Source organism: Lysinibacillus sp. FSL M8-0355, from assembly GCF_038008985.1.
GTDB classification, from domain to species: domain Bacteria; phylum Bacillota; class Bacilli; order Bacillales_A; family Planococcaceae; genus Lysinibacillus; species Lysinibacillus fusiformis_D.
Genome location: NZ_JBBPAI010000001.1, coordinates 990,019 through 1,008,475 on the forward strand (window position 1 = coordinate 990,019; position 18,457 = coordinate 1,008,475).

Genomic DNA, 18,457 nt, shown 5'->3' on the forward strand with positions numbered 1-18,457 from the left:
AAATTTACTTTGTATAAGGGGTTTTGACAATGGAATTGCAAATTTTGCCTACTATTAGTACATCGTTTATCGTCATTAGTGCTGTACTAGTAGCGATAGGATGGGGCTTAATTATAAAAAGAAATGTAGAGGGGCATAAGAAAGTAATGCTTGCTGCAGGTGTTGCGGCACTTATATTCTTTATTATCTATGCATCCCGTACAATCTTTATTGGAAATACGGCTTTTGGCGGTGGAGAACATTTAAAACCATATTATACGTTCTTTTTGATTTTCCATATTATTTTGGCGACATCTGGAGCCGTGTTTGGTATCGTTAGCATTATTTCGGGTTTGAAAACAAATATTAAGTTACACAGACGTATTGGACCAATCACAAGTATTATTTGGTTCTTTGTTGCCATCACTGGTGTACTTGTTTATTTATTGCTATATATTTTATTTGAACCAGGTGAAACAACATCCGTTATTAAAGCCATTTTAGGGTTTTAAAAAAAATCTCCCTCTTTATTATTGTAAAGGTGGGAGATTTTTTGTAGTTGGTTGAAATATAGAAAGTATCACTACAACAAGTAAAGGGCCTATTAATATCCCAAGAAAACCAAATATTTTAAAGCCGATAAACATGGCAATGAAGGTATTTAAGGAGGAAAGGCCAATTTTATCACCAATAATTTTTGGTTCAATCATTCTGCGGACTAGAAATTGCCCCACATTTAGTAACGTTAGAACGACAGCATATATATAGTCGCCTGCAAATACTTGATAAATGGCCCATGGGACTAAAAGGATAAATGAATCGAGAAAAGGGATAAAATCTAATACAACGAGTGATAAAGCTAACAGTATGGGAAATGGCGTTTTTAAATAATAAAATGCTGCGAAGGATATCGCAAAGATACTAGCACCAACAAGCAATTGTGCTTTTAAAAAGCCGAATAAGGCTAGTTTAACGCGCTGCCCAATAAAAATGATTTTTTGATGATAGTGAAAAGGAAAGGGCATTAATAATTTCCGATTAATGGCTGGCAAATCTAAGAGCAACATATACAAGACAATCCAATAAACAAAAACATCAAATAAAAGGGAGGGGATATATGTTAGTAAAGTAGACAATACATTCACATTTGTTAAGGATATGGCGAATTTTTCTATAGAGGCTAAAGCATTTTCAATCATGAATTGAATTTGTAAAACGAGTTCTACAGGTAAATGATAGGTGTAGTTACTGAGCTTGGATTGCATTTGAATCCATAAGGCCGATAGTTGATTAAGGTACTCAGGAATATCGATGATAAAAGAAGAAAATTGTTTCCAGCTTATATAGAGTATAAGTGTACATAATAATAAAGAGATACTGAGAAAAAATAAAAAAAAGATGAAAACAACTATTTTACGTTTTTTTCGAAACCGTTTGCACATTCGAACAATAATCGGTTCTAAAAGTAACGCGGTTAAGTAGGCAAGGAGGATTGGTAACGATATAGAAATGAACCAGAGAAGCAGAAGCCCAATCGCTATGACGATTATGGGATGCCGAAAAAAAGGACGATTAAAAAAAGATAACATTTTTCTCACCTACATCCATGTAATAGATATAGGTAGTATGAGGAGAAAAAATTTTTTTACTCAAAATAAAAAAAGACTGGACCACCAGTCTTTTCATAAAATGAAGCTACTTACGCTATACTTGCTGTCACTTTAGTTTAATAAAGATTAGCGTGCGTTAACAGGTTCGAAGTTATTTTTATTTGTTGGCTCAATTGAGAATTGATCTAATTCTAATTTAACCTTTTTTAAGATTTCTTCACATTTTGTTACAAGATGTGCTGGGTAAACTTCATCATCCCCATATTCAACACCATGTGGGTAATAGTATTTACCTAGGGCTGGTTTCATTAACGTAAGGATGGCATCGTGTGCACCTACATCACCAGAAATGGCATATGCGAATACGCGTAGGTAATAGCGACCTTCACGAGTATCGAAACGTTTATCGAATGTCATACGTTCGTAATCCCAACCGCCATCACATTCTAAACCATGCTTTTTCATAATGCTGACAATTAGTTCTTGATCAGCTGTTAAATTTTCAAGGTTAGTATTTTCAAAATACATGTATAGTCCTCCTTTAGGTTCTCGTACAAAGTATACGCTCATTTTTATAATAGAGCATATTCGACATTGTTGCAATGACAACATTGTGTCAACCCAATTACAATTGATATAATAACTTACAATAATGGTGATGAAAAGGAGTCCTGTATGAAAGCTTTATTCCGCATTTTAATGGTTTGTGGCGCAATTGCATTAATTGGCTTTATGTTTTTCAATACCCCGCAGGAAAATGAGCCGTTAGAAGGACCAAATACCAATTCTAATATAATCCCTCAAACACAACTAAAGCAACAGTCTGCTGTAGGAGCAATGACACGACCTCAAACAGGCATATCAACTTTGGTAGGAAAAGGCATTCAAACCGTTTTAGAGCAATATGGGGAACCAACGAGAAAAGAACCGTCTTCATTTGGCTATCAATGGTGGGTCTACAATAAAGATGTTGCTACGTTTTTTATGATTGGTGTTGAAAATAATATTGTAACGCAAGTTTACATAGCTGGACAAGAAATCGATGCATTTCCTTTTAAAGTTGGACAAAAACGCGATGAAATATACCGTATGACGATTATTGATTATGAGGTAGCGGCCACTGTGGGAGAAAATATTTTCATTTTCTCGATGAGTGAAGAAGATATGCAAACAAGGTTGCTTGTCAAATTTGATGGCCTTTATGCACAGCTTTATATAGATAGGGAGACAAGTGAGCTACAGGGAATACGTTATACAGACAGTGAAACACTTGTCCTTCATCAACCATATGAAATGAGTTATCAAGGTGAACTAGTGAGACGTACGCCACCGTCTTCATTTTTGCAGCAAGAAATCGATGTAGCTAGCGCCAAACAGCTTGATGATCTCTTAAATGTTACGAGGGTACATCATGAATTACCACCTTTAGCAATGGATGAATCATTAGAAGAAGCTGCAAAAATGCATAGTGAAGATATGAAGGTGCAAAATTTCTTATCACATGAGTCTCCAACTAATGGAGATTTAAAAAAGAGATTACAAGCACATGACATCGACTATAGTGCAGCGAATGAAAATCTTGCCACTGCTTATTTTGATGCGATAGAAGCTATGCATGGTTGGACAAATTCGCCTGAACATAGGAAGGTGTTATTGGATGATCGATATACACGCGTTGGTTCCGGTGCTTTCGTAGATTATTATACGCAAATCTATATAGAGCCTACTGCACAGACGATGGATAGTGAAGAGCAAGATAGAAAAAAACAAGATATTGAAGAACAGGATAACGAAGAACAGAGAAATAAAGAACCAGATAGTGAGGACCCTGTAGAGAATACAGAGCAATCCTCCTCATCCTAACAACAGAATATCAGTTTGAAGACAAGCTCGAATAGCCGAGCTTGTCTTTATTTTTTTATAAGGTAGTACTTTCACTGTGGGCTTCTACATTTTTCGTCACACCGTTACAAACGCCGTCATATGATAGAGAACGGAAAGGGGGAATGAGGCTTGCAACTAGCTGAGTTATTAAAAGATTGGCCATGTAGTGTGACAGGAGGATCCATTCGAACAGAAATTACAGGCGTAGAAGATTATGCACAGGCCGTACAACCCGGCGACATTTTTATTGTACGAAAGGGCAAAAAAACATCAGGAAGTCGTTTTGTTAAAGAAGCGTTGGCACGGGGGGCTGCTGCCATTGTTTCGGAAGAAAGTATTTCTTTGCCGATTATGGATAAAGAAATTCCTTTTGTGTGGGTTCCGAATACAGCATTATTTTTATCGTATGCGAGTGCGAAGCTTGCTGCTTTTCCAGCAGAGGCTTTAACGGTTATTGCCATTACCGGTACAAATGGAAAGACCACGGTGAGCCATTTTGTTAGTCAGCTTCTAAATGCCTTACATAAAAAAGCAGCAGTTATTGGAACGGTTGGCTTTTTCATCAATGGCGAGAAACAACAAACGGCTTACGAGCAACTAACAACATTGCAGGCCAAAGAATTGCATCCGATATTAAAGCAATGTGTACGAAAAGGGGTTACACATGTTGTGCTAGAAGCTTCTTCAATGGGCTTACAGCAGCATAGACTCGACCATTGCGATATTGACTGTGGTGTATTTTTAAATCTATCAGAAGACCATTTAGAAGATCATGGTGGTTTAGAAGCATATAAACGTGCAAAAAAAAGATTAGCCGATTTATCCAAAAAGTTAGTATTAAATGGAGATGATAACTTTTGTCGTTCTGTAGGGATTTATGATAAGAAAAAATCCTGTTCATTTGGCTTTGATAATCACAATGATCTACATATTCAAATTGTCAGTGAAACAGTTGGAAAAACCGTACTTTGCTTACAAACAACAGCGAGTGAGCATATTGTGGAAATTCCTTTTGTCGGAAAATATCATGTACAAAATACTATTGCTGCCTTAATGGCTATATGGCGCCTAGGTGTCCCGATGGAAGATCTAGTTGGTCATATGTGGTCCTTAAAACTACCAGAAGGACGACTTGAGAAGATTGATAATCCTTTGGGTATAGAGGTTTATGTAGATTATGCGCATACAGCAGAAGCCTTACAAGCCGTTTTACAAACCTTTAATCGTTCCAAAACAATTTACCTTGTTTTTAGTTGTGGTGGAAATCGTGATAAGGCGAAGCGCTTCGCCATGGGAGCGGTAGCAAGTAAATACGCGGACGTTATTTATTTAACAACAGATAATCCACGAGATGAAGATCCAATCGTGATAAATGAAAGCATTATTGCAGGCTTTACAGAGCAACAATATTATGAAATTTACTTAGATCGGAAGCTTGCTATCCATCAAGCGTTAGCAAAGGCGAAAAAGGGCGATATTGTCCTTGTGGCCGGAAAAGGGCATGAACAAACACAGCAAATTAAAAATCAAAAATTGCCTTTTTCCGATCAACAATGCATCAAAGATTATTTTGCCAGTCTCATTACAGACGACGCTGAATAACAAAGAAAGATCCTGTAGCAATAGCCAGCTTGCGACCTGTCTCATCTTCGATATCACATGCCATGACGAGTGTTTGACGTCCTTTATGAACAAAACGACCGCGCGCAATCAATTCTTTATTCGTTGTTGTGGCAATATACGATAGATTCATATTCGTTGTAACCACATTATATCCCTCTGGTACAGAGCGTGAAGCAAGTCCGCCCATAGCTGCATCGGCAATTGTTGCAATAATGCCACCATGAGGCACCTTAATTGTATTATGAATAACTGGTGTAATAGGGATACGAACCTCACTAATTTCAGGCTCAAACTTACCTACCATATGTAGGGCAGCATTAAGATAACGACGGTGAATGCCTTGCTGCTTCTCTCTTAGCCCATTTAAAAGATGTAATAAAACTTCTTCATCTTCCTCAGTACTTTCTTGTAAAATTTCAGCTAGTAATTGTTCTATCTGTCCTTTAGATGTTGTCATTAATTGGAAAACCTCTTTCATTAAAAGTATCAATAATGTAAAATTACCATAAAATCTGTTATGATGGGAAAGAGATTGGGGGAATTAAAAATGATGATGACCTCTGACTGGGTACTCATTTTGGATGAGACCGAAGCGCTTTGTGAGATGATTCTTTCCTCAGAACCTGCGATTGCGCTACAGCAAGCGTATGATGCAGTCTATAGTGATGCACAAATTGTAGAAGCTATTTACGCATTTAATCGCATGAAAGAGCAGTACGAAGATGTACAACGTTTCGGAAAATATCATCCAGACTACCATACAATCATGAAGTCAATTCGCCAACAGAAAAGGGCACTTGACTTGAATGAAAAAGTTTCAGCTTTAAAAATTGCTGAAAACGATTTTCAGGATTTACTCGATGAGATTAGCCTATTAATAGGTAAAACAGTCTCTGAAGCTGTAAAAGTTCCTGTTAGTAACCCATTCTTTGCATCTGGTTCATCTTGCGGAGGAGGATGTGGCTCGGGCGGCTCATGCTCTTGCTCAGCATAAAATACGATGTGTATGTTACACATCTCTTCTAGACTGTAGACAACTCCAAGTATTCACAGGAGGTTGTTTACAGTCTTTTTTCAATTGATAGGAGGAAACATACTTGAATGGCTGTCATCCCTGGTGACAGGATAGGAAAAAAGTTGTTTAGGCTGCTAAAAAGGTTCTAAATCAAGTAACTTTATTGGATGGCCTTACAAATATCCTTTTATATTATAGTCTAGTTGGATCCGTGGTATGCAAGGTCAAAAGGATTGGATACTCGATTTGAGGATTATTAAGATTTAGAGGCTTTCCTCAGATTTAAGACAGGGAGTTGGCCCATTTTTAAGGAGCTATCGTGGGAACCATGACGAGTTAGTAACGGTTTCTGGGGAAGAAAACGAATACAGTAATTCTTCAATATATTATTGCTCATGAAATCCATCAGATTAGACAAGCCCATATCTGCTCATTATATAGGTAGAACATTCAAATGAAGGGAAGGCACGTAACTAGTGTCCTTCCCCTTTATGTTCGTATCATGATAACGACTCTTGTTCCTGTAATAATTCAGCAGCTATATCAGGGCGATCTGTAATGATCCCCTTGGCGCCATTATGGATTAATTTTTTCATCGTGTCGATATCATTGATTGTCCAATAGTGGACAGGTATGTTGAGATGATTCAAAAATTGAATAAATTTAGGTGAATCTAATGCGATAACGCCTGATTTAGGTGGGATTTGGAAAACATCAACTTTCGGATGATATAAGTGCCCAAATTGACTTGAGAAGGAGGCAAATGCTTTTCTCACATCTGATTCACCGGCACCAAGTGCTACTTGATTTTGGGCATATAAATTAAAACGATCGATTTGCTCACCATAGAAGCTTGTCACAACGACACGCTGTTCAGCGCCTAGCTCTTCGATTAAGCGCCAAAGTTTAGAAGGCATCAAACTTCCCTCATAAGTATCTGGAGCATCTTTAATATCAATATTGATGAGCATATTTGGATAAGTTTCTAGTAGCTCTCGTAATGTCACTACATTAATTTTTTCCTCTCGATATGGAAAAGCGCCATCCAAATCTTCAAATTGATAGCCGTGATTTAAGGCATTGATTTCTGCTAAGGTCATATCGGCAATGAGACCATAGCCATCCGTTGTACGATCAACTGTATCATCATGGAAAACAATGATTTCCTCGTCTTTTGTTAAACGGATATCAATTTCAAAGCCATCGACTCCTAACTGTGCTGCTTTTTCAAATGCGATCATTGTATGCTCAGGTGCTAAAAGAGCCCCGCCACGATGCGCCAGAATGATGGGGCGATCAAATTGCAATGCTTGTTTGCCTTCACGTTGCTGTGGTTTAGAAATAGCTTTACTACCTGCCCAAGCCGCTGCACTTGCCGCAGCAATAGCAAGGGCAATTTTTGTTTTCTTACCCATATTCGTCCTCCTTAACAATTATCTTCATATAAAAAGTAATGGTGAATTCATTGTCAGTATTGATAATTAAAGTACCTACTAAAACTAATAGCTAGTAGAAGTGAATGATGCTTTTTTCATGCTGATATATGCAAAAGCAAAAAAATACGGAGCTATTACGCGGAGGCGTAAATGTTCCATGAAAACAACTAATTCATATCTCTACGATGTTTCTCGCAGTATGCTTTTCCATTATAACGGAAAATTGAGCTTTCTGTCAGCTAAACTCTGTTGCTATCATTTTCCGGTCTATGGTATTCTTTTATGTAAGAAATGAGGGAATCCAATATGAACGAACGACAAGGGCTAATCGTTTACGTCCATCAATTAAAACATGCTAAATCTCTTCGGAAATATGGTCATGTTCTTTATATTTCAAGAAGGCAAAAATACGTAGTGCTTTACTGTAATCGTGAGGACATTGATATGATGACAACAAAACTACAACGCCTTCCATTTGTGAAAGACGTTGTGGAGTCTTATCGTCCATTTGTGAAAACTGAATATGAAAATGCAAAACCAGATAAAGCAAAGGAATATGACTACAAAGTAGGTCTATAATCTTACGTCAATGCAGGTATATAGTTATTTAGTCTTAATATACCGATTAAGTATTGATAAAATAGTTTTGATTCCGAAAATATAGATGAGTGCTTTATTTCTACAACAACTGCTTTCCGATCGAGTTGTTCTATTTGTGCTTCAAACATTTTTTGTCGCATTGTAGGTTGTTCTTCATTATATGGGATGCCTTCTCGGCAAATATAGATAGGCATGAACTTACTTTCACCAACTGGTTTGAGAGCTACAGCTAATGAGATCACCTTTTTATCTTCTTTTGTAGATGTTAGTATAAAGGCTTGATGAAAGCGTTCCTGATTTGTTTTGATAATTTCGAGTAACTCGTAAACATCACCATAGCCTTCTCCTAATTCTATAAATTGTTGTGGCATAATAATTGCACATCCTTTCCAATACTCATAGTATCATGCTGCGGGAGGTCAAGCACATGAAATTTGCATTAAGCTTTTTTTCTATTTTAGCACTAATTATTACAGGAACGATATTTTTCCAGTATCATGCTTATTCATCTGATTTAGAAACAGGCATAGGGGATTTTCATTACTCTCAAGAAATAGAGATTGTCTATCGTGAAAATAGCTTAGATATTCGCCAGCATTTTAAAAATTTACCAAATCAAAAGGTGAAAATTAAATGGCCAGAAAAAGCGACAAATCCTAGTTGTTTTATCGAGAGCGAAAATAGCTGTGATCGTTTATCAGATGAGGTCTCTTATTTTGCCAAAGGGGAAACGAAATCACAATCTGTGTCATACATAATTCCAATTGAGGGCGGCTTAAAAAATAAGATGCTCCTTCAAAATGTTTTTGCTACACTAATAAATGGTGAAGCATCGTATTCAATTGTTCATATTTCTACAGATAGTAAAGTGAATGGACAGTGGATTACAGGTTTACCTTTAGTAGGGCAACAACAACTGTCTCTTGTGAATTACACAATGTTTAAAGGAAACGGTACCGTTCAAGATCTTTATTGGCAAGCAGGTAAACTTAAAGTACAAGAGCAAACACCGATTTTATCTATCTATGCACAGCAGTCAATTCCTAATGATTTCCTAAAATCATTAGAAAGCTTGCAGTTTTTGAATGATGAGCATATTGCTATTATTCAAGAAAAAAGTCCGGTAACAGCTCATGATGAAAGATTGTTATTTTTACCAACACTTACTGCACAAGCCGTTGAGCAGGAAGTGATTTTATCACAAATCAAATCACAATTTAAATTTGTAGATTCTCCAGAATGGTTGCCTGAAGTTGTGGCATCCTATTTAGTAAACGATTCAATTGGTGGAGACAAAACAAAGAAAATGGTTAAGACATTAAATGACTATATGACAGATAGTCAACAGCAAGCTTGGCAGGAAAAGCTGAAAAACCTTGGGGAAGAACCGCTTTCGCCTGATACATTGGACAAGTATTTATCACAAGCGTTAGATGCGAAAACATCTTATTTTACATTAAACGCAGCTCAGAAAGATGGAACATATCCGCTCTTATTTGAGGATGCTCGTGATGTGTATGTGGATGATGTATTAAAAGAAGACGTTCATGTTATTCTATATGAGGGTCAAGTGTTGTATACGGCAGATACGTTATTGCCTTATCTTGGCTATTCGGCTGAGGAAGGGAAGAATGGCTATTACGTAAATAGCGAGCATCGCACATTCCGATTCCCGAAAGAGCCTGGTTTCTATGTATTTAATCAGCGGAGATATGCAACAATTTCAGAGCCAATTATTAAAATTGCTGATCATTATTATGTGGAAGAAGCTTGGTTGCAACGTTTATTCCTAGTTGAACTACAAAAGAAGGACGAGCGAATTCAAGTATTAACACAAGAACAACAATAACTTTTGCAGCGGAGGGTCATCCTTTCGCTGCAAAAATACTTTATATGGATGAAAGTACGGTGATATGCTGTTATGAGAGTTGTAGCAGGAGAGCGCAAAGGAATGCCGCTAAAAGCAATAGCTGGAAATACGACAAGACCTACAACGGACAAAGTGAAGGAATCGATTTTTAATATTATAGGTCCGTTTTTTGATGGAGGAATCGCGCTTGACCTGTTTGCAGGAAGCGGTGGCTTGGGCATTGAATCACTAAGTCGTGGGGCAAAGCAAGCAATCTTTATTGAAAAAGATGCAAAAGCATTCCAAGTGCTACAAGAAAATATAAAAAAATGTCGTTATGAAGAAGATACAGAGCTTTTTCGTATTGATGCAAAGCGTGCTGTGAAAGCGCTGTTAAAACGTGATCTTACGTTTAAATATGTCTTTTTAGATCCACCTTACCATCAACAGGAATACTATGATTTAGTTCAGATTCTTGTGGACAATGATAAAGTTCAACGAGATGGTATTATATTATGTGAACATGCGAAAGAGGTACAATTGCCTCGAAATTTTGGTGAATTTGTGTTAACAAGACAAGAATCATATGGCGGAACAATTATTTCTGTTTATCGCTGTACAGAGGAAGAGGGAGAATAAGTTGTCTGAGAAAATTGCTGTAGTTCCAGGAAGTTTTGACCCTGTCACATTCGGCCATCTTGATATTATCAAACGTGCGGCAGATGTGTTTGACATCGTATATGTAGCAGTATTAAACAATTCAGCAAAGAATCCGTTGTTTTCTGTAGAGGAACGCATGGCCTTAATGGCTGAAGTAACAAAAGCATTACCGAATGTCCGTATAGAAAGCTCTTCAGGTCTTTTAATAGACTATGCTAAAGAAAAAAAGGCGAAGGCCATTGTACGTGGCTTACGAGCTGTTTCAGACTTTGAATATGAAATGCAAATTACCTCTATGAACCGTTTTCTAGATGAAACAATTGAAACATTTTTCATTATGACGAAAAACCAATATTCATTCCTAAGTTCCAGTATAGTAAAAGAGGTTGCGAAATACGGTAGCGATGTTAGTGAGCTAGTTCCTACTTGTGTCGTAAAGGCTTTACAAGATAAATATGATTTTGCGCAATAATTATGCAGAGGATGTCAAAGCAAAGTGACATCCTCTTTTTGGTACATAGAGCGATCATTATTTCAGAAAAAATAGAGCATAAATAGTCGGAACAATGATTATGCTAAGGAGGCGGAATTTGATATAGGGTCTGACAGAAAGTTTTGCTGATTTTGCGATAACGAAGATTTGTAAGTGAATACTAATACTTTGCATCGTTAATAAAATGACAACTAGTAAGGTGATATGTGGAAGATCTGGGAAGGCTGTAACGGTCATTTTAAGACCATTCGTCACCTCAAGAATAGCTGCAAGAGAAAGTTCAATCGTATAGGGAAGTTTAGGGATTAGTTGATCTAGCCCCTGTTGGACAATGGTCTGAATGGTTGTGAAAAAGATGATGGTTGTACCAACTAACAGAATTGTTGGAGCTGTTTCTTTAATACTTTCTGAAAATGGTGCACTATACAGTGGTGTGTTGTGTACGGAAATAGTGGGTGGGTCAGTTTTGCGAAATAAGTAGTAGCCAATTACTAAGCAACAAATATTAAACGTATGTAGTAAACATAAAAACAACCATCCAAACGTATTACTGTGTAGTAAATCAAGACTTACAAAACCTAAAACGAACAGTGGACTTGGTGCATGACAAACAGCTAGTAGAAAATTTGCCTCTTTGGGGTGTAATTGACCACTATTTTTTAAATAAACAATGGTTGTTGCCCCTGTTGGATAGCCTCCAAGTGCGCTAATAATGTAGGCTTGTACGTATAATGAGGCCCTTTTCGTTTTAGTACGCATAGGGGCAGTTAAACGCAGAAGCCATTGTGTTAATACTAGATACGGCAATAAATACGGAAAAAGTGCTTCCATGAAAAGGTTAACGCCTAAATCAGTACCACTATGAGCGGTTTGTGGGAATAACAAGAGTAAGAGAATTAGAATTACGCAGAGCACTATTTGAATTGTAGCAAACATGTTATCAACTCGTTTCAACTTTTTGTCATTCACATAGGCAAATGCTAAAATCAATATATGTGAGAAAGGCAAAAACATGAACGTATGGTTTTGCAAGCGTCCTAGGAGGTGTTTTCAAGTGAAGAAAAAAATTGGTATTTATGCAGTGTTAATAGTCGTGATTTGTTTTATGATGTTATACCGACTAGACGCGTATATTATGAAACCTGGAAGTGCATATGATGTCAGTAAATTCGTGACGGTAGATAGCAAAGAGGCTGATAGTGTGGGGTCTTTAAGCTTAATGACTGTCGCGATGCAGCAAGCCACCCCATTTTCGTATTTGTGGGCTAAAGTTCAAAAATATCAAAAGCTAATGGATATTGAACAAGTACGCAATCCTTTAGAGGATGATGAGGAATATAATATTCGACAGTTAAAATTAATGTCTGATTCCCAATTTAATGCGAAATATGTAGCTTTCCAAAGAGCAGGATTAGAGACTAAAGTTCATTTTAACGGTGTATTTATATTAAATGTGTTAGATGGAGGAGCGTCTGATGGCATTTTAAAAGCTGGGGATGAAATTATCGAGGTTGACGGTCAAAAAATAACTAGTCAGCAAATGCTTGTTGACCTTTTAAAACCTAAACAGCTTGGAGATAAGGTAACAATACAATTTATACGTAATGAAGAGCAAAAACAGGAGACGATTACCTTACAGGAGATTCCGAATACACAGGAACATAGAGCAGGGTTAGGTATTTCTTATACGGAAAGTAAATCGATTGAAACAATGCCAAAAGTGACGATGAAAACAGAGGATATTGGAGGGCCCTCTGCTGGCTTGATGTTTACACTTGAAATATTGGACCAGCTTCTTGATGAAGATTTAACAAAGGGTTATGCTATTGCTGGTACGGGTGAAATGTTAGTAGATGGATCGGTTGGTAGAATTGGCGGGATTGATTATAAGGTCATTGCCGCTGATCGGGACGACATGGAAATCTTCTTCGCGCCCGATGATGAAATTTCTCAAGAAATGAAAGCGAAATACCCAGAGCTAGAATCTAACTATTCGACGGCTGTTAAAACGGCCAAAGAGATCAAAACTAAAATGAAAATCGTTCCGGTGAAAACGGTTGACGATGCCATTAGCTATTTAAAGCAACTACAGCCGAAATAATAGAGCGAAAAAGGGATGCTAGAATTTTACTAGCATCCCTTTTGATAGCCATTAACAACGGATAGGGGGTGTTTGATAATCTTTGGGAAGAGTCCAATCCTTTGTGCCTTGTTCGATACTTAAATTGTATAGCTCTGCTGCATGTATATCTATTGCTAACATTGCATCATTGGTAGCTGCCACTCGGCTAATTAAAGGTAATTGGATATCCTTTTTTTGCTTACCTAAATAAGCTTGCCCCACCGAGCTCATACCTAATAGCCGAATATAAGAGGGTGCTTCGAAACTTTGAAGCTGCTCTTTTGTAAACCCCGTGTATATATGTGTTATCATGCGTTGAAGGCGGGTCCATGTATAACGTTTAGATTTAATTTTTTCCATAAAGCTATTGAAGGAGGAGCTAGTTTTGGCTGCTTTCACAATAGCATTTTCAATTCCCTCTGTTACTTCTGCATAACGAGTCAGTTCTGAAGGCGTGTGTCTGATGATGGTAAACTGTAATAACGGCCAAAATGCTTCCCAGCTTGCAAATTGACTATACTGTTTATGCCAGTCTGTTAAATAACTATAAGTAGTCTCAGGAACAACATTTTGCACACTCTGTAAAGAATTTGTAGACGCAAGTGCTTTACGTATACCAGTGGCACTTGCAATCGATGTGTCTTCCTTTAATGCATCATGGTATCCTGCAGCTACGCGAGAAATAGTTAGTGGTTTGATGTGACTGTTAAGTGATTTCGCTGCTTCAAGATAATGAAAGCCTAGTATATTATTTGGCTGTGCGAGATCAATGTATGGAGCAGGGAACTTCTGAGAAAGCTGTTCATAGGCATAATGTAGGCTTTTCGGATAGCTTGCACCTGTTTTAAGGCTGTTTTTAATAAGCATGTCATATTCTGCACGGTTGTGGTCTATCAACTCATATGTGTTTAAAAAGGGTTGAATCGAGCCTTCTTCACTTCCGAAGGCAAATGAGTCACAGCCAACGGCGCTTAATAAGGAAATGGCACCTTTTGCGAAATCTGTGGCTGGTGCTGTACTATAGACGTAGGGCAGCTCAATAACAATATCTACACCACCAGCAAGCGCCATTTTAGTACGTGTCCATTTATCTACCATGGCTGGCTCTCCACGTTGTAAAAATGTGCCGCTCATAACAGCGATAACAAGTTCCGCCTGTGCTACTTTTTTAGCCTGTTTTAAATGATAAGCATGTCCGTTGTGAAAAGGATTATATTCAACGACAATTCCAACTGCTTGCATGCTTTTCCCCCTTATAATTTGTGTCATTATTTGAAACTGTTAGGAGCAAATACACTTCTCATAGTATTTAATTATAAGTGGGTTTTTAAGTGGTGACAAGAAATTATCTTGACATCTATTTTTACACATTATATAATCAACATTGTTGTCTCGAGGTGATTAAACGAATGAAATGGTCAATTCATCAATTATCTAAATACCGCCAAAACGGGATGCCAATCGATGCCTTTGTCCAGCTGGACGAAGTGATGGAGCGAAACCAGGATATTCGAGCAATTTCGCCCGTTCATGTAAAAGGGCTATGTACTTTTGGTGCATCGCAAATGACATGTCAGTTAACTGTGACAGCAACGTTAACACTGCCATGTGCTCGCACGTGGGAGGATGTTGAGTTTCCAATTGAAGTCGAAACAGTTGAAATTTTTAGCTGGATTGATGAAGATAAACGAGGAGACGATGACGGAGACATTCACTATATAGAAGGTGAAGTCATCGACATGAAACCAATTCTCGAGGAATTAGTATTGCTTGAGGTACCAATGCAAGTGTTCAAGGAAGATTCTGAAGGACAAGTGCAGGGCGGTAAAAACTGGTCTTATGCAACAGATGAAGACGTAAAGCTACACAAAAAAGCTGACGAACAAAAAGTGGATCCAAGACTAGCTTCTTTAGCTAAGTATTTTGATCAAACAGACGAATAGACGATCTGTAAGGAGGTGCCATCAATGGCTGTACCATTTAGAAGAACTTCTAAAACTGCAAAAAGAAAGCGTCGTACGCATTTCAAATTATCTGTACCTGGTATGGTAGCTTGCCCTAACTGTGGTGAGGCAAAATTATCACACCGTGTTTGCAAAGCTTGCGGACAATACAAAGGTAAAGAAGTAGTAAGCAAATAATACAGTGTTTGCTCACTTAAAAGGCTAGTAGAGAGACCATGGCTCTTTACTAGCCTTTTTGTTAGCTTAAAAAGACGGAATATTTCGTTGATTATAAAGTTCTTTACAATAGTAAAATAATTGTGTGATACAATTTATTCACAGGAATAAAGGGGGTAACAGTATGTCTTACACAATTGATAATCATGATGGCGTTATGACATTTACCATTAACCGTGAAGAGAAGCGGAATGCTGTCAATGATGAGGTTATGAATGGTCTTCAAGAAGTCATTACATATATTCGTCAGCATGAAGATGTGCGTTTTTTGGTAGTGACAGGTGCAGGCGATAAATCATTTTGCTCAGGAGGGGATTTATCTGAGTTTCATTCACTGGAAACAGAGGATGAGGCATTTGGTATGTTAAGTAAGATGGGGAAAATATTATACGATCTTGCTACGTTACCTGTGCCCACTATAGCGCTTATAAATGGTACTGCTGTTGGCGGCGGCTGTGAAATTGCAACAGCTTGTGATTTCCGTTTAGTGGCAAGTCACGCGAAATGTGGCTTTATTCAAGGTACATTAGCCATTACAAGTGGATGGGGTGGCGGTACATATTTATTTGAACGAGGTTTACGCCATGATCGCGCGATGAAGATGCTAGTAGATGCAAAGCCGTATCCTGCACAACTACTATATGAAATTGGATGGGCGATGCGTGTATTTGAAGGCTCAAAAGAAGAGGCTTTAAATGATTTTATTGAACATATGCGAAAAATTCATCCTGCTGTTCATAAAGCCTATAAGGAAATTGAACTTCGGAAGTGGCGTGAACGCAATATGTATGAGCGTGTGATGGAGGAAGTTCGTACTTGCGCGAAGCTGTGGGAAAGTGAAGCGCATCACCAAGCAGTTAATAATTTCTTGACCAAGAAGAATAATAAGTAATGTATAAAGGCAGTGATGAGAGGGAAACATCATCACTGTCTTTTTTCATGCAATGATTCTATTTTGCCCACTTGTGCATATAGTAGTAAAAAATGCGAGGGTGATAGATTATGGAATTGAAAAAAAGAAAAGATCAATGGACAAAGGAAGACGATGAAAGACTAGCAGAAATTGTGTTGCATAATGTGCAAAATGGCAAAACACAGCTAGAAGCCTTTGAAATGGCGGCTGTAGAATTGGGTCGTACAAAGCAAGCTTGTGGCTTCCGCTGGAATAAAACATTGCGTGGTCAATATAGTCAGTCACTATTAGCTGTTCGAAATCAGCCCCAACAATCTATGCGAAGTCACTTGAAATTGGCATTGACAAGTTTTGACGAATTAACGGAGGCTTATCAAACGCTTGAGATGAAGCATCGTGAATTGCAAAATGAGCATGATAAGTTAGTGAAATGGCTACAACAGGGCTACTCATTGATGAAAGATTAAAGTTCTAAGTATGATGACTACATTATTTTTCTTTCCTGGCGATAAAACCCTTTCAGTGTATCGTCAACAATCGGTCTATCCTGTATAATAAAAGAACCTGCATAGAAGGTGCCTTAGAAGTAATCTGAGGCACCTTATTCTTATAGTTTTATTTTGGTTTAGCAATTGTTTTTTTGTGCCGAAAACATTCAAACGAAGGAGGGGTGGAGAAGATGGACGTAGCGGTAATTGGTGCAGGAGCGGTAGGTCAACTAACAGCGAGCTTTTTAGCGGAATCGGGTATGTCAGTAACGTTGGTTGCAAGGAGGCAGGAACAGGTCAATGAGCTAAATACAAAGCAGTTAACACGTATCAATGTTGATGGTACCAAAACTGTGCAAAATGTTGTTTCTACTACAGATTTGGCCACTCTACCACCACAAGATTTACTTGTGATTGCTGTTAAATATGGTCATTTGCAAAAGCTCTACAAACAATTTGCTGCATTATCGAGTGATATGCCATTGCTTTTTATGCAAAACGGCTTAGCGCATTTCGAGGAGGCACTCACCTTGCCACAAAAAAATATTGCCTTTTGTTCAATTTCTTTTGGTGCTCAAATGATGGGGCAAGCAACAGTTCAACATAGAGGAGTGGGACGCTGTAAACTTGCGGTAGAAAGAGGGGATCAACGGATCTTTCAAAAACTATTACAATTACAAAATTCTTTGTTTCCTGTTGAGCTGGTTCGTAATGCTGAGCAAATGCTTTTTGAAAAAGCAGTGCTAAATAGCTTAATTAATCCATTATCAGCTGTATTGCAAGTGAAGAACGGTGAGTTGGTAACGAATCAACAGGCGTTTTTACTTATGGAAACTATTTATAAAGAGCTTACAGAAGCTTTTGAAGCTATTGAACAGACTATACCTTTTGCTGATGTGGTAGACTTATGTAGGAAAACGGCCAAGAATACATCATCTATGCTTACAGATCGTCTACAGGGTCGAAAAAGTGAAATTGAAACAATTGTTGGTGTCATTCTAAACAAAGCTTTGGCTAACGGTCATAATTTACCTACTTTGCGTACTTTATATCACCAAGTACTTGCAATAGAGGAGAGCGGTGAACGAAGTTGAAAGACTTTTTACATATACTGATTAGTATCATCATTTTTTGTCCAATTGTTCTTTTTGTCATTGTTTATCTTGTTGGCAGAAAGGTTAAAATTCGCGGCACACATGCTTTTGGAGCAGCATCTGATGTGACGACATTGTGCTTGTTTTTTTCTGTTCCATTAGCTATTGGGGTGCTGTGGCGCGTGAATGTAGGAGCACTTTTAGTCATGCTTGCGATAATGATGGCTATGATTTTTACATATATTGATTGGAGAACTAAAAAGGAAATAGAAGTAAAGCCGTTACTAAAGAAAATTTGGCGTTTTTTATTTTTAATACTTAGTACAGCCTATGTAGTGATCTGGATAGTGGGGGTTATTCAATCCATTGTAGAATATTTACAGGTTGTCTAAGCATTTTCTTTTCATGTTGAAGCTATAAGCGTTAAAATAATAGCATCAAAATTAGTTATAAAAAAATCATTCTTTATGAATGGGAATATTGATTAAATTCATAGATCTTAGTGCTATAA

At 37.7% G+C, this 18,457-nt stretch carries 22 protein-coding genes; 15 read left to right on the forward strand and 7 right to left on the reverse strand.

Features of this window, described 5'->3' with window-relative positions; all coding sequences use genetic code 11:
* Window positions 1–29: 29 nt before the first annotated feature.
* Window positions 30–491: a DUF420 domain-containing protein gene (locus MKY46_RS04650; RefSeq protein WP_036125319.1), complete on the forward strand. Its 462-nt coding sequence runs from the start codon at window positions 30–32 to the stop codon at window positions 489–491.
* A gap of 18 nt (window positions 492–509) precedes the next feature.
* Here MKY46_RS04650 and ytvI read toward each other — a convergent pair whose 3' ends face one another.
* Window positions 510–1,568 (reverse strand): sporulation integral membrane protein YtvI, encoded by a 1,059-nt coding sequence (gene ytvI, locus MKY46_RS04655; protein WP_080717108.1) that lies wholly within the window; start codon window positions 1,566–1,568, stop codon window positions 510–512.
* 147 nt (window positions 1,569–1,715) lie between these two features.
* Window positions 1,716–2,117, reverse strand: a complete 402-nt coding sequence (locus tag MKY46_RS04660; protein WP_051891699.1) for a YugN family protein — start codon at window positions 2,115–2,117, stop codon at window positions 1,716–1,718.
* A gap of 147 nt (window positions 2,118–2,264) precedes the next feature.
* Here MKY46_RS04660 and MKY46_RS04665 point away from each other — a divergent pair, with 147 nt between their 5' ends.
* Together MKY46_RS04665 and MKY46_RS04670 are read left to right on the forward strand one after the other, a co-directional pair.
* On the forward strand, window positions 2,265–3,452 hold the full coding sequence (locus tag MKY46_RS04665; protein WP_036125317.1) for a CAP domain-containing protein: 1,188 nt from the start codon (window positions 2,265–2,267) through the stop codon (window positions 3,450–3,452).
* 150 nt (window positions 3,453–3,602) lie between these two features.
* Window positions 3,603–5,075, forward strand: a complete 1,473-nt coding sequence (locus MKY46_RS04670; RefSeq protein ID WP_036125315.1) for a UDP-N-acetylmuramoyl-L-alanyl-D-glutamate--2,6-diaminopimelate ligase — start codon at window positions 3,603–3,605, stop codon at window positions 5,073–5,075.
* Here MKY46_RS04670 and MKY46_RS04675 read toward each other — a convergent pair.
* Window positions 5,056–5,553 carry a PaaI family thioesterase gene (locus MKY46_RS04675; RefSeq protein ID WP_036125313.1) on the reverse strand — a complete coding sequence of 166 codons (498 nt, stop codon included), beginning with the start codon at window positions 5,551–5,553 and terminating at the stop codon, window positions 5,056–5,058. The two genes, MKY46_RS04670 and MKY46_RS04675, sit on opposite strands and share 20 nt — an antisense overlap.
* Window positions 5,554–5,643: 90 nt before the next feature.
* Between MKY46_RS04675 and MKY46_RS04680 the strand changes: the two genes are divergently transcribed.
* Entirely contained in the window at window positions 5,644–6,090 is a 447-nt protein-coding gene (locus MKY46_RS04680; RefSeq protein WP_036125306.1) for a YlbF family regulator, read from the forward strand.
* A gap of 521 nt (window positions 6,091–6,611) precedes the next feature.
* Here MKY46_RS04680 and MKY46_RS04685 read toward each other — a convergent pair.
* A complete protein-coding gene (locus MKY46_RS04685; protein ID WP_036125304.1) occupies window positions 6,612–7,526 on the reverse strand; it encodes a glycerophosphodiester phosphodiesterase in 915 nt (304 codons plus the stop codon).
* A gap of 327 nt (window positions 7,527–7,853) precedes the next feature.
* Between MKY46_RS04685 and MKY46_RS04690 the strand changes: the two genes are divergently transcribed.
* On the forward strand, window positions 7,854–8,126 hold the full coding sequence (locus MKY46_RS04690) for a YlbG family protein (RefSeq protein ID WP_036125303.1): 273 nt from the start codon (window positions 7,854–7,856) through the stop codon (window positions 8,124–8,126).
* Between the two features lie 2 nt (window positions 8,127–8,128).
* Here MKY46_RS04690 and MKY46_RS04695 read toward each other — a convergent pair whose 3' ends face one another.
* Window positions 8,129–8,518, reverse strand: coding sequence for a DUF7147 family protein (locus MKY46_RS04695; protein WP_036125301.1), 390 nt, complete (start codon window positions 8,516–8,518; stop codon window positions 8,129–8,131).
* Window positions 8,519–8,574: 56 nt separating this feature from the next.
* Here MKY46_RS04695 and MKY46_RS04700 point away from each other — a divergent pair, with 56 nt between their 5' ends.
* From MKY46_RS04700 to coaD, 3 genes are all read left to right on the forward strand, one after another.
* Window positions 8,575–9,996 carry a hypothetical protein gene (locus MKY46_RS04700; protein WP_036125299.1) on the forward strand — a complete coding sequence of 474 codons (1,422 nt, stop codon included), beginning with the start codon at window positions 8,575–8,577 and terminating at the stop codon, window positions 9,994–9,996.
* Between the two features lie 72 nt (window positions 9,997–10,068).
* Complete coding sequence (gene rsmD, locus MKY46_RS04705; RefSeq protein WP_036125297.1) at window positions 10,069–10,635, forward strand: 16S rRNA (guanine(966)-N(2))-methyltransferase RsmD; 567 nt, start codon at window positions 10,069–10,071, stop codon at window positions 10,633–10,635.
* Between the two features lies 1 nt (window position 10,636).
* Window positions 10,637–11,128 carry a pantetheine-phosphate adenylyltransferase gene (gene coaD, locus MKY46_RS04710; protein WP_036125293.1) on the forward strand — a complete coding sequence of 164 codons (492 nt, stop codon included), beginning with the start codon at window positions 10,637–10,639 and terminating at the stop codon, window positions 11,126–11,128.
* 57 nt (window positions 11,129–11,185) lie between these two features.
* Here coaD and MKY46_RS04715 read toward each other — a convergent pair whose 3' ends face one another.
* Window positions 11,186–12,085, reverse strand: a complete 900-nt coding sequence (locus tag MKY46_RS04715) for a hypothetical protein (RefSeq protein ID WP_230593889.1) — start codon at window positions 12,083–12,085, stop codon at window positions 11,186–11,188.
* Between the two features lie 118 nt (window positions 12,086–12,203).
* On the opposite strand from MKY46_RS04715, the gene MKY46_RS04720 reads away from it, so the two are divergent.
* Window positions 12,204–13,250 carry a SepM family pheromone-processing serine protease gene (locus MKY46_RS04720; protein ID WP_036125288.1) on the forward strand — a complete coding sequence of 349 codons (1,047 nt, stop codon included), beginning with the start codon at window positions 12,204–12,206 and terminating at the stop codon, window positions 13,248–13,250.
* 51 nt (window positions 13,251–13,301) lie between these two features.
* Here MKY46_RS04720 and MKY46_RS04725 read toward each other — a convergent pair whose 3' ends face one another.
* Window positions 13,302–14,513 carry a nucleotidyltransferase gene (locus MKY46_RS04725; protein WP_036125284.1) on the reverse strand — a complete coding sequence of 404 codons (1,212 nt, stop codon included), beginning with the start codon at window positions 14,511–14,513 and terminating at the stop codon, window positions 13,302–13,304.
* Window positions 14,514–14,680: 167 nt separating this feature from the next.
* Here MKY46_RS04725 and MKY46_RS04730 point away from each other — a divergent pair, with 167 nt between their 5' ends.
* The 6 genes from MKY46_RS04730 (at window position 14,681) to MKY46_RS04755 (ending at window position 18,338) form a co-directional block, all read left to right on the forward strand.
* On the forward strand, window positions 14,681–15,214 hold the full coding sequence (locus tag MKY46_RS04730; protein WP_036125282.1) for a YceD family protein: 534 nt from the start codon (window positions 14,681–14,683) through the stop codon (window positions 15,212–15,214).
* Between the two features lie 24 nt (window positions 15,215–15,238).
* Window positions 15,239–15,412, forward strand: coding sequence for a 50S ribosomal protein L32 (gene rpmF, locus MKY46_RS04735; RefSeq protein ID WP_010858320.1), 174 nt, complete (start codon window positions 15,239–15,241; stop codon window positions 15,410–15,412).
* A gap of 163 nt (window positions 15,413–15,575) precedes the next feature.
* Complete coding sequence (locus MKY46_RS04740; protein ID WP_036125279.1) at window positions 15,576–16,343, forward strand: enoyl-CoA hydratase/isomerase family protein; 768 nt, start codon at window positions 15,576–15,578, stop codon at window positions 16,341–16,343.
* 110 nt (window positions 16,344–16,453) lie between these two features.
* Window positions 16,454–16,831 carry a transcriptional regulator gene (locus tag MKY46_RS04745; RefSeq protein ID WP_036125273.1) on the forward strand — a complete coding sequence of 126 codons (378 nt, stop codon included), beginning with the start codon at window positions 16,454–16,456 and terminating at the stop codon, window positions 16,829–16,831.
* A gap of 212 nt (window positions 16,832–17,043) precedes the next feature.
* Complete coding sequence (locus MKY46_RS04750; RefSeq protein WP_036125270.1) at window positions 17,044–17,946, forward strand: ketopantoate reductase family protein; 903 nt, start codon at window positions 17,044–17,046, stop codon at window positions 17,944–17,946.
* Entirely contained in the window at window positions 17,943–18,338 is a 396-nt protein-coding gene (locus MKY46_RS04755; RefSeq protein WP_036125267.1) for a DUF3397 domain-containing protein, read from the forward strand. Before MKY46_RS04750 ends, MKY46_RS04755 begins: the two co-directional genes overlap by 4 nt.
* The last annotated feature ends 119 nt before the right edge of the window (window positions 18,339–18,457 follow it).

What these genes read in the sequence shown, in the direction of transcription:
- MKY46_RS04690 (WP_036125303.1), top strand. Translation starts at nt 7,854, where the DNA reads ATGAACGAACGACAAGGGCTAATCGTTTACGTCCATCAATTAAAACAT.
- rpmF (WP_010858320.1), top strand. Translation starts at nt 15,239, where the DNA reads ATGGCTGTACCATTTAGAAGAACTTCTAAAACTGCAAAAAGAAAGCGT.
- MKY46_RS04745 (WP_036125273.1), top strand. Translation starts at nt 16,454, where the DNA reads ATGGAATTGAAAAAAAGAAAAGATCAATGGACAAAGGAAGACGATGAA.
- MKY46_RS04700 (WP_036125299.1), top strand. Translation starts at nt 8,575, where the DNA reads ATGAAATTTGCATTAAGCTTTTTTTCTATTTTAGCACTAATTATTACA.
- MKY46_RS04660 (WP_051891699.1), bottom strand. Translation starts at nt 2,117, where the DNA reads ATGTATTTTGAAAATACTAACCTTGAAAATTTAACAGCTGATCAAGAA.
- MKY46_RS04725 (WP_036125284.1), bottom strand. Translation starts at nt 14,513, where the DNA reads ATGCAAGCAGTTGGAATTGTCGTTGAATATAATCCTTTTCACAACGGA.
- MKY46_RS04675 (WP_036125313.1), bottom strand. Translation starts at nt 5,553, where the DNA reads ATGACAACATCTAAAGGACAGATAGAACAATTACTAGCTGAAATTTTA.
- MKY46_RS04680 (WP_036125306.1), top strand. Translation starts at nt 5,644, where the DNA reads ATGATGATGACCTCTGACTGGGTACTCATTTTGGATGAGACCGAAGCG.
- rsmD (WP_036125297.1), top strand. Translation starts at nt 10,069, where the DNA reads ATGAGAGTTGTAGCAGGAGAGCGCAAAGGAATGCCGCTAAAAGCAATA.
- MKY46_RS04740 (WP_036125279.1), top strand. Translation starts at nt 15,576, where the DNA reads ATGTCTTACACAATTGATAATCATGATGGCGTTATGACATTTACCATT.
- MKY46_RS04715 (WP_230593889.1), bottom strand. Translation starts at nt 12,085, where the DNA reads ATGTTTGCTACAATTCAAATAGTGCTCTGCGTAATTCTAATTCTCTTA.
- MKY46_RS04665 (WP_036125317.1), top strand. Translation starts at nt 2,265, where the DNA reads ATGAAAGCTTTATTCCGCATTTTAATGGTTTGTGGCGCAATTGCATTA.
- MKY46_RS04685 (WP_036125304.1), bottom strand. Translation starts at nt 7,526, where the DNA reads ATGGGTAAGAAAACAAAAATTGCCCTTGCTATTGCTGCGGCAAGTGCA.
- MKY46_RS04730 (WP_036125282.1), top strand. Translation starts at nt 14,681, where the DNA reads ATGAAATGGTCAATTCATCAATTATCTAAATACCGCCAAAACGGGATG.
- MKY46_RS04750 (WP_036125270.1), top strand. Translation starts at nt 17,044, where the DNA reads ATGGACGTAGCGGTAATTGGTGCAGGAGCGGTAGGTCAACTAACAGCG.
- ytvI (WP_080717108.1), bottom strand. Translation starts at nt 1,568, where the DNA reads ATGTTATCTTTTTTTAATCGTCCTTTTTTTCGGCATCCCATAATCGTC.
- MKY46_RS04650 (WP_036125319.1), top strand. Translation starts at nt 30, where the DNA reads ATGGAATTGCAAATTTTGCCTACTATTAGTACATCGTTTATCGTCATT.
- MKY46_RS04695 (WP_036125301.1), bottom strand. Translation starts at nt 8,518, where the DNA reads ATGCCACAACAATTTATAGAATTAGGAGAAGGCTATGGTGATGTTTAC.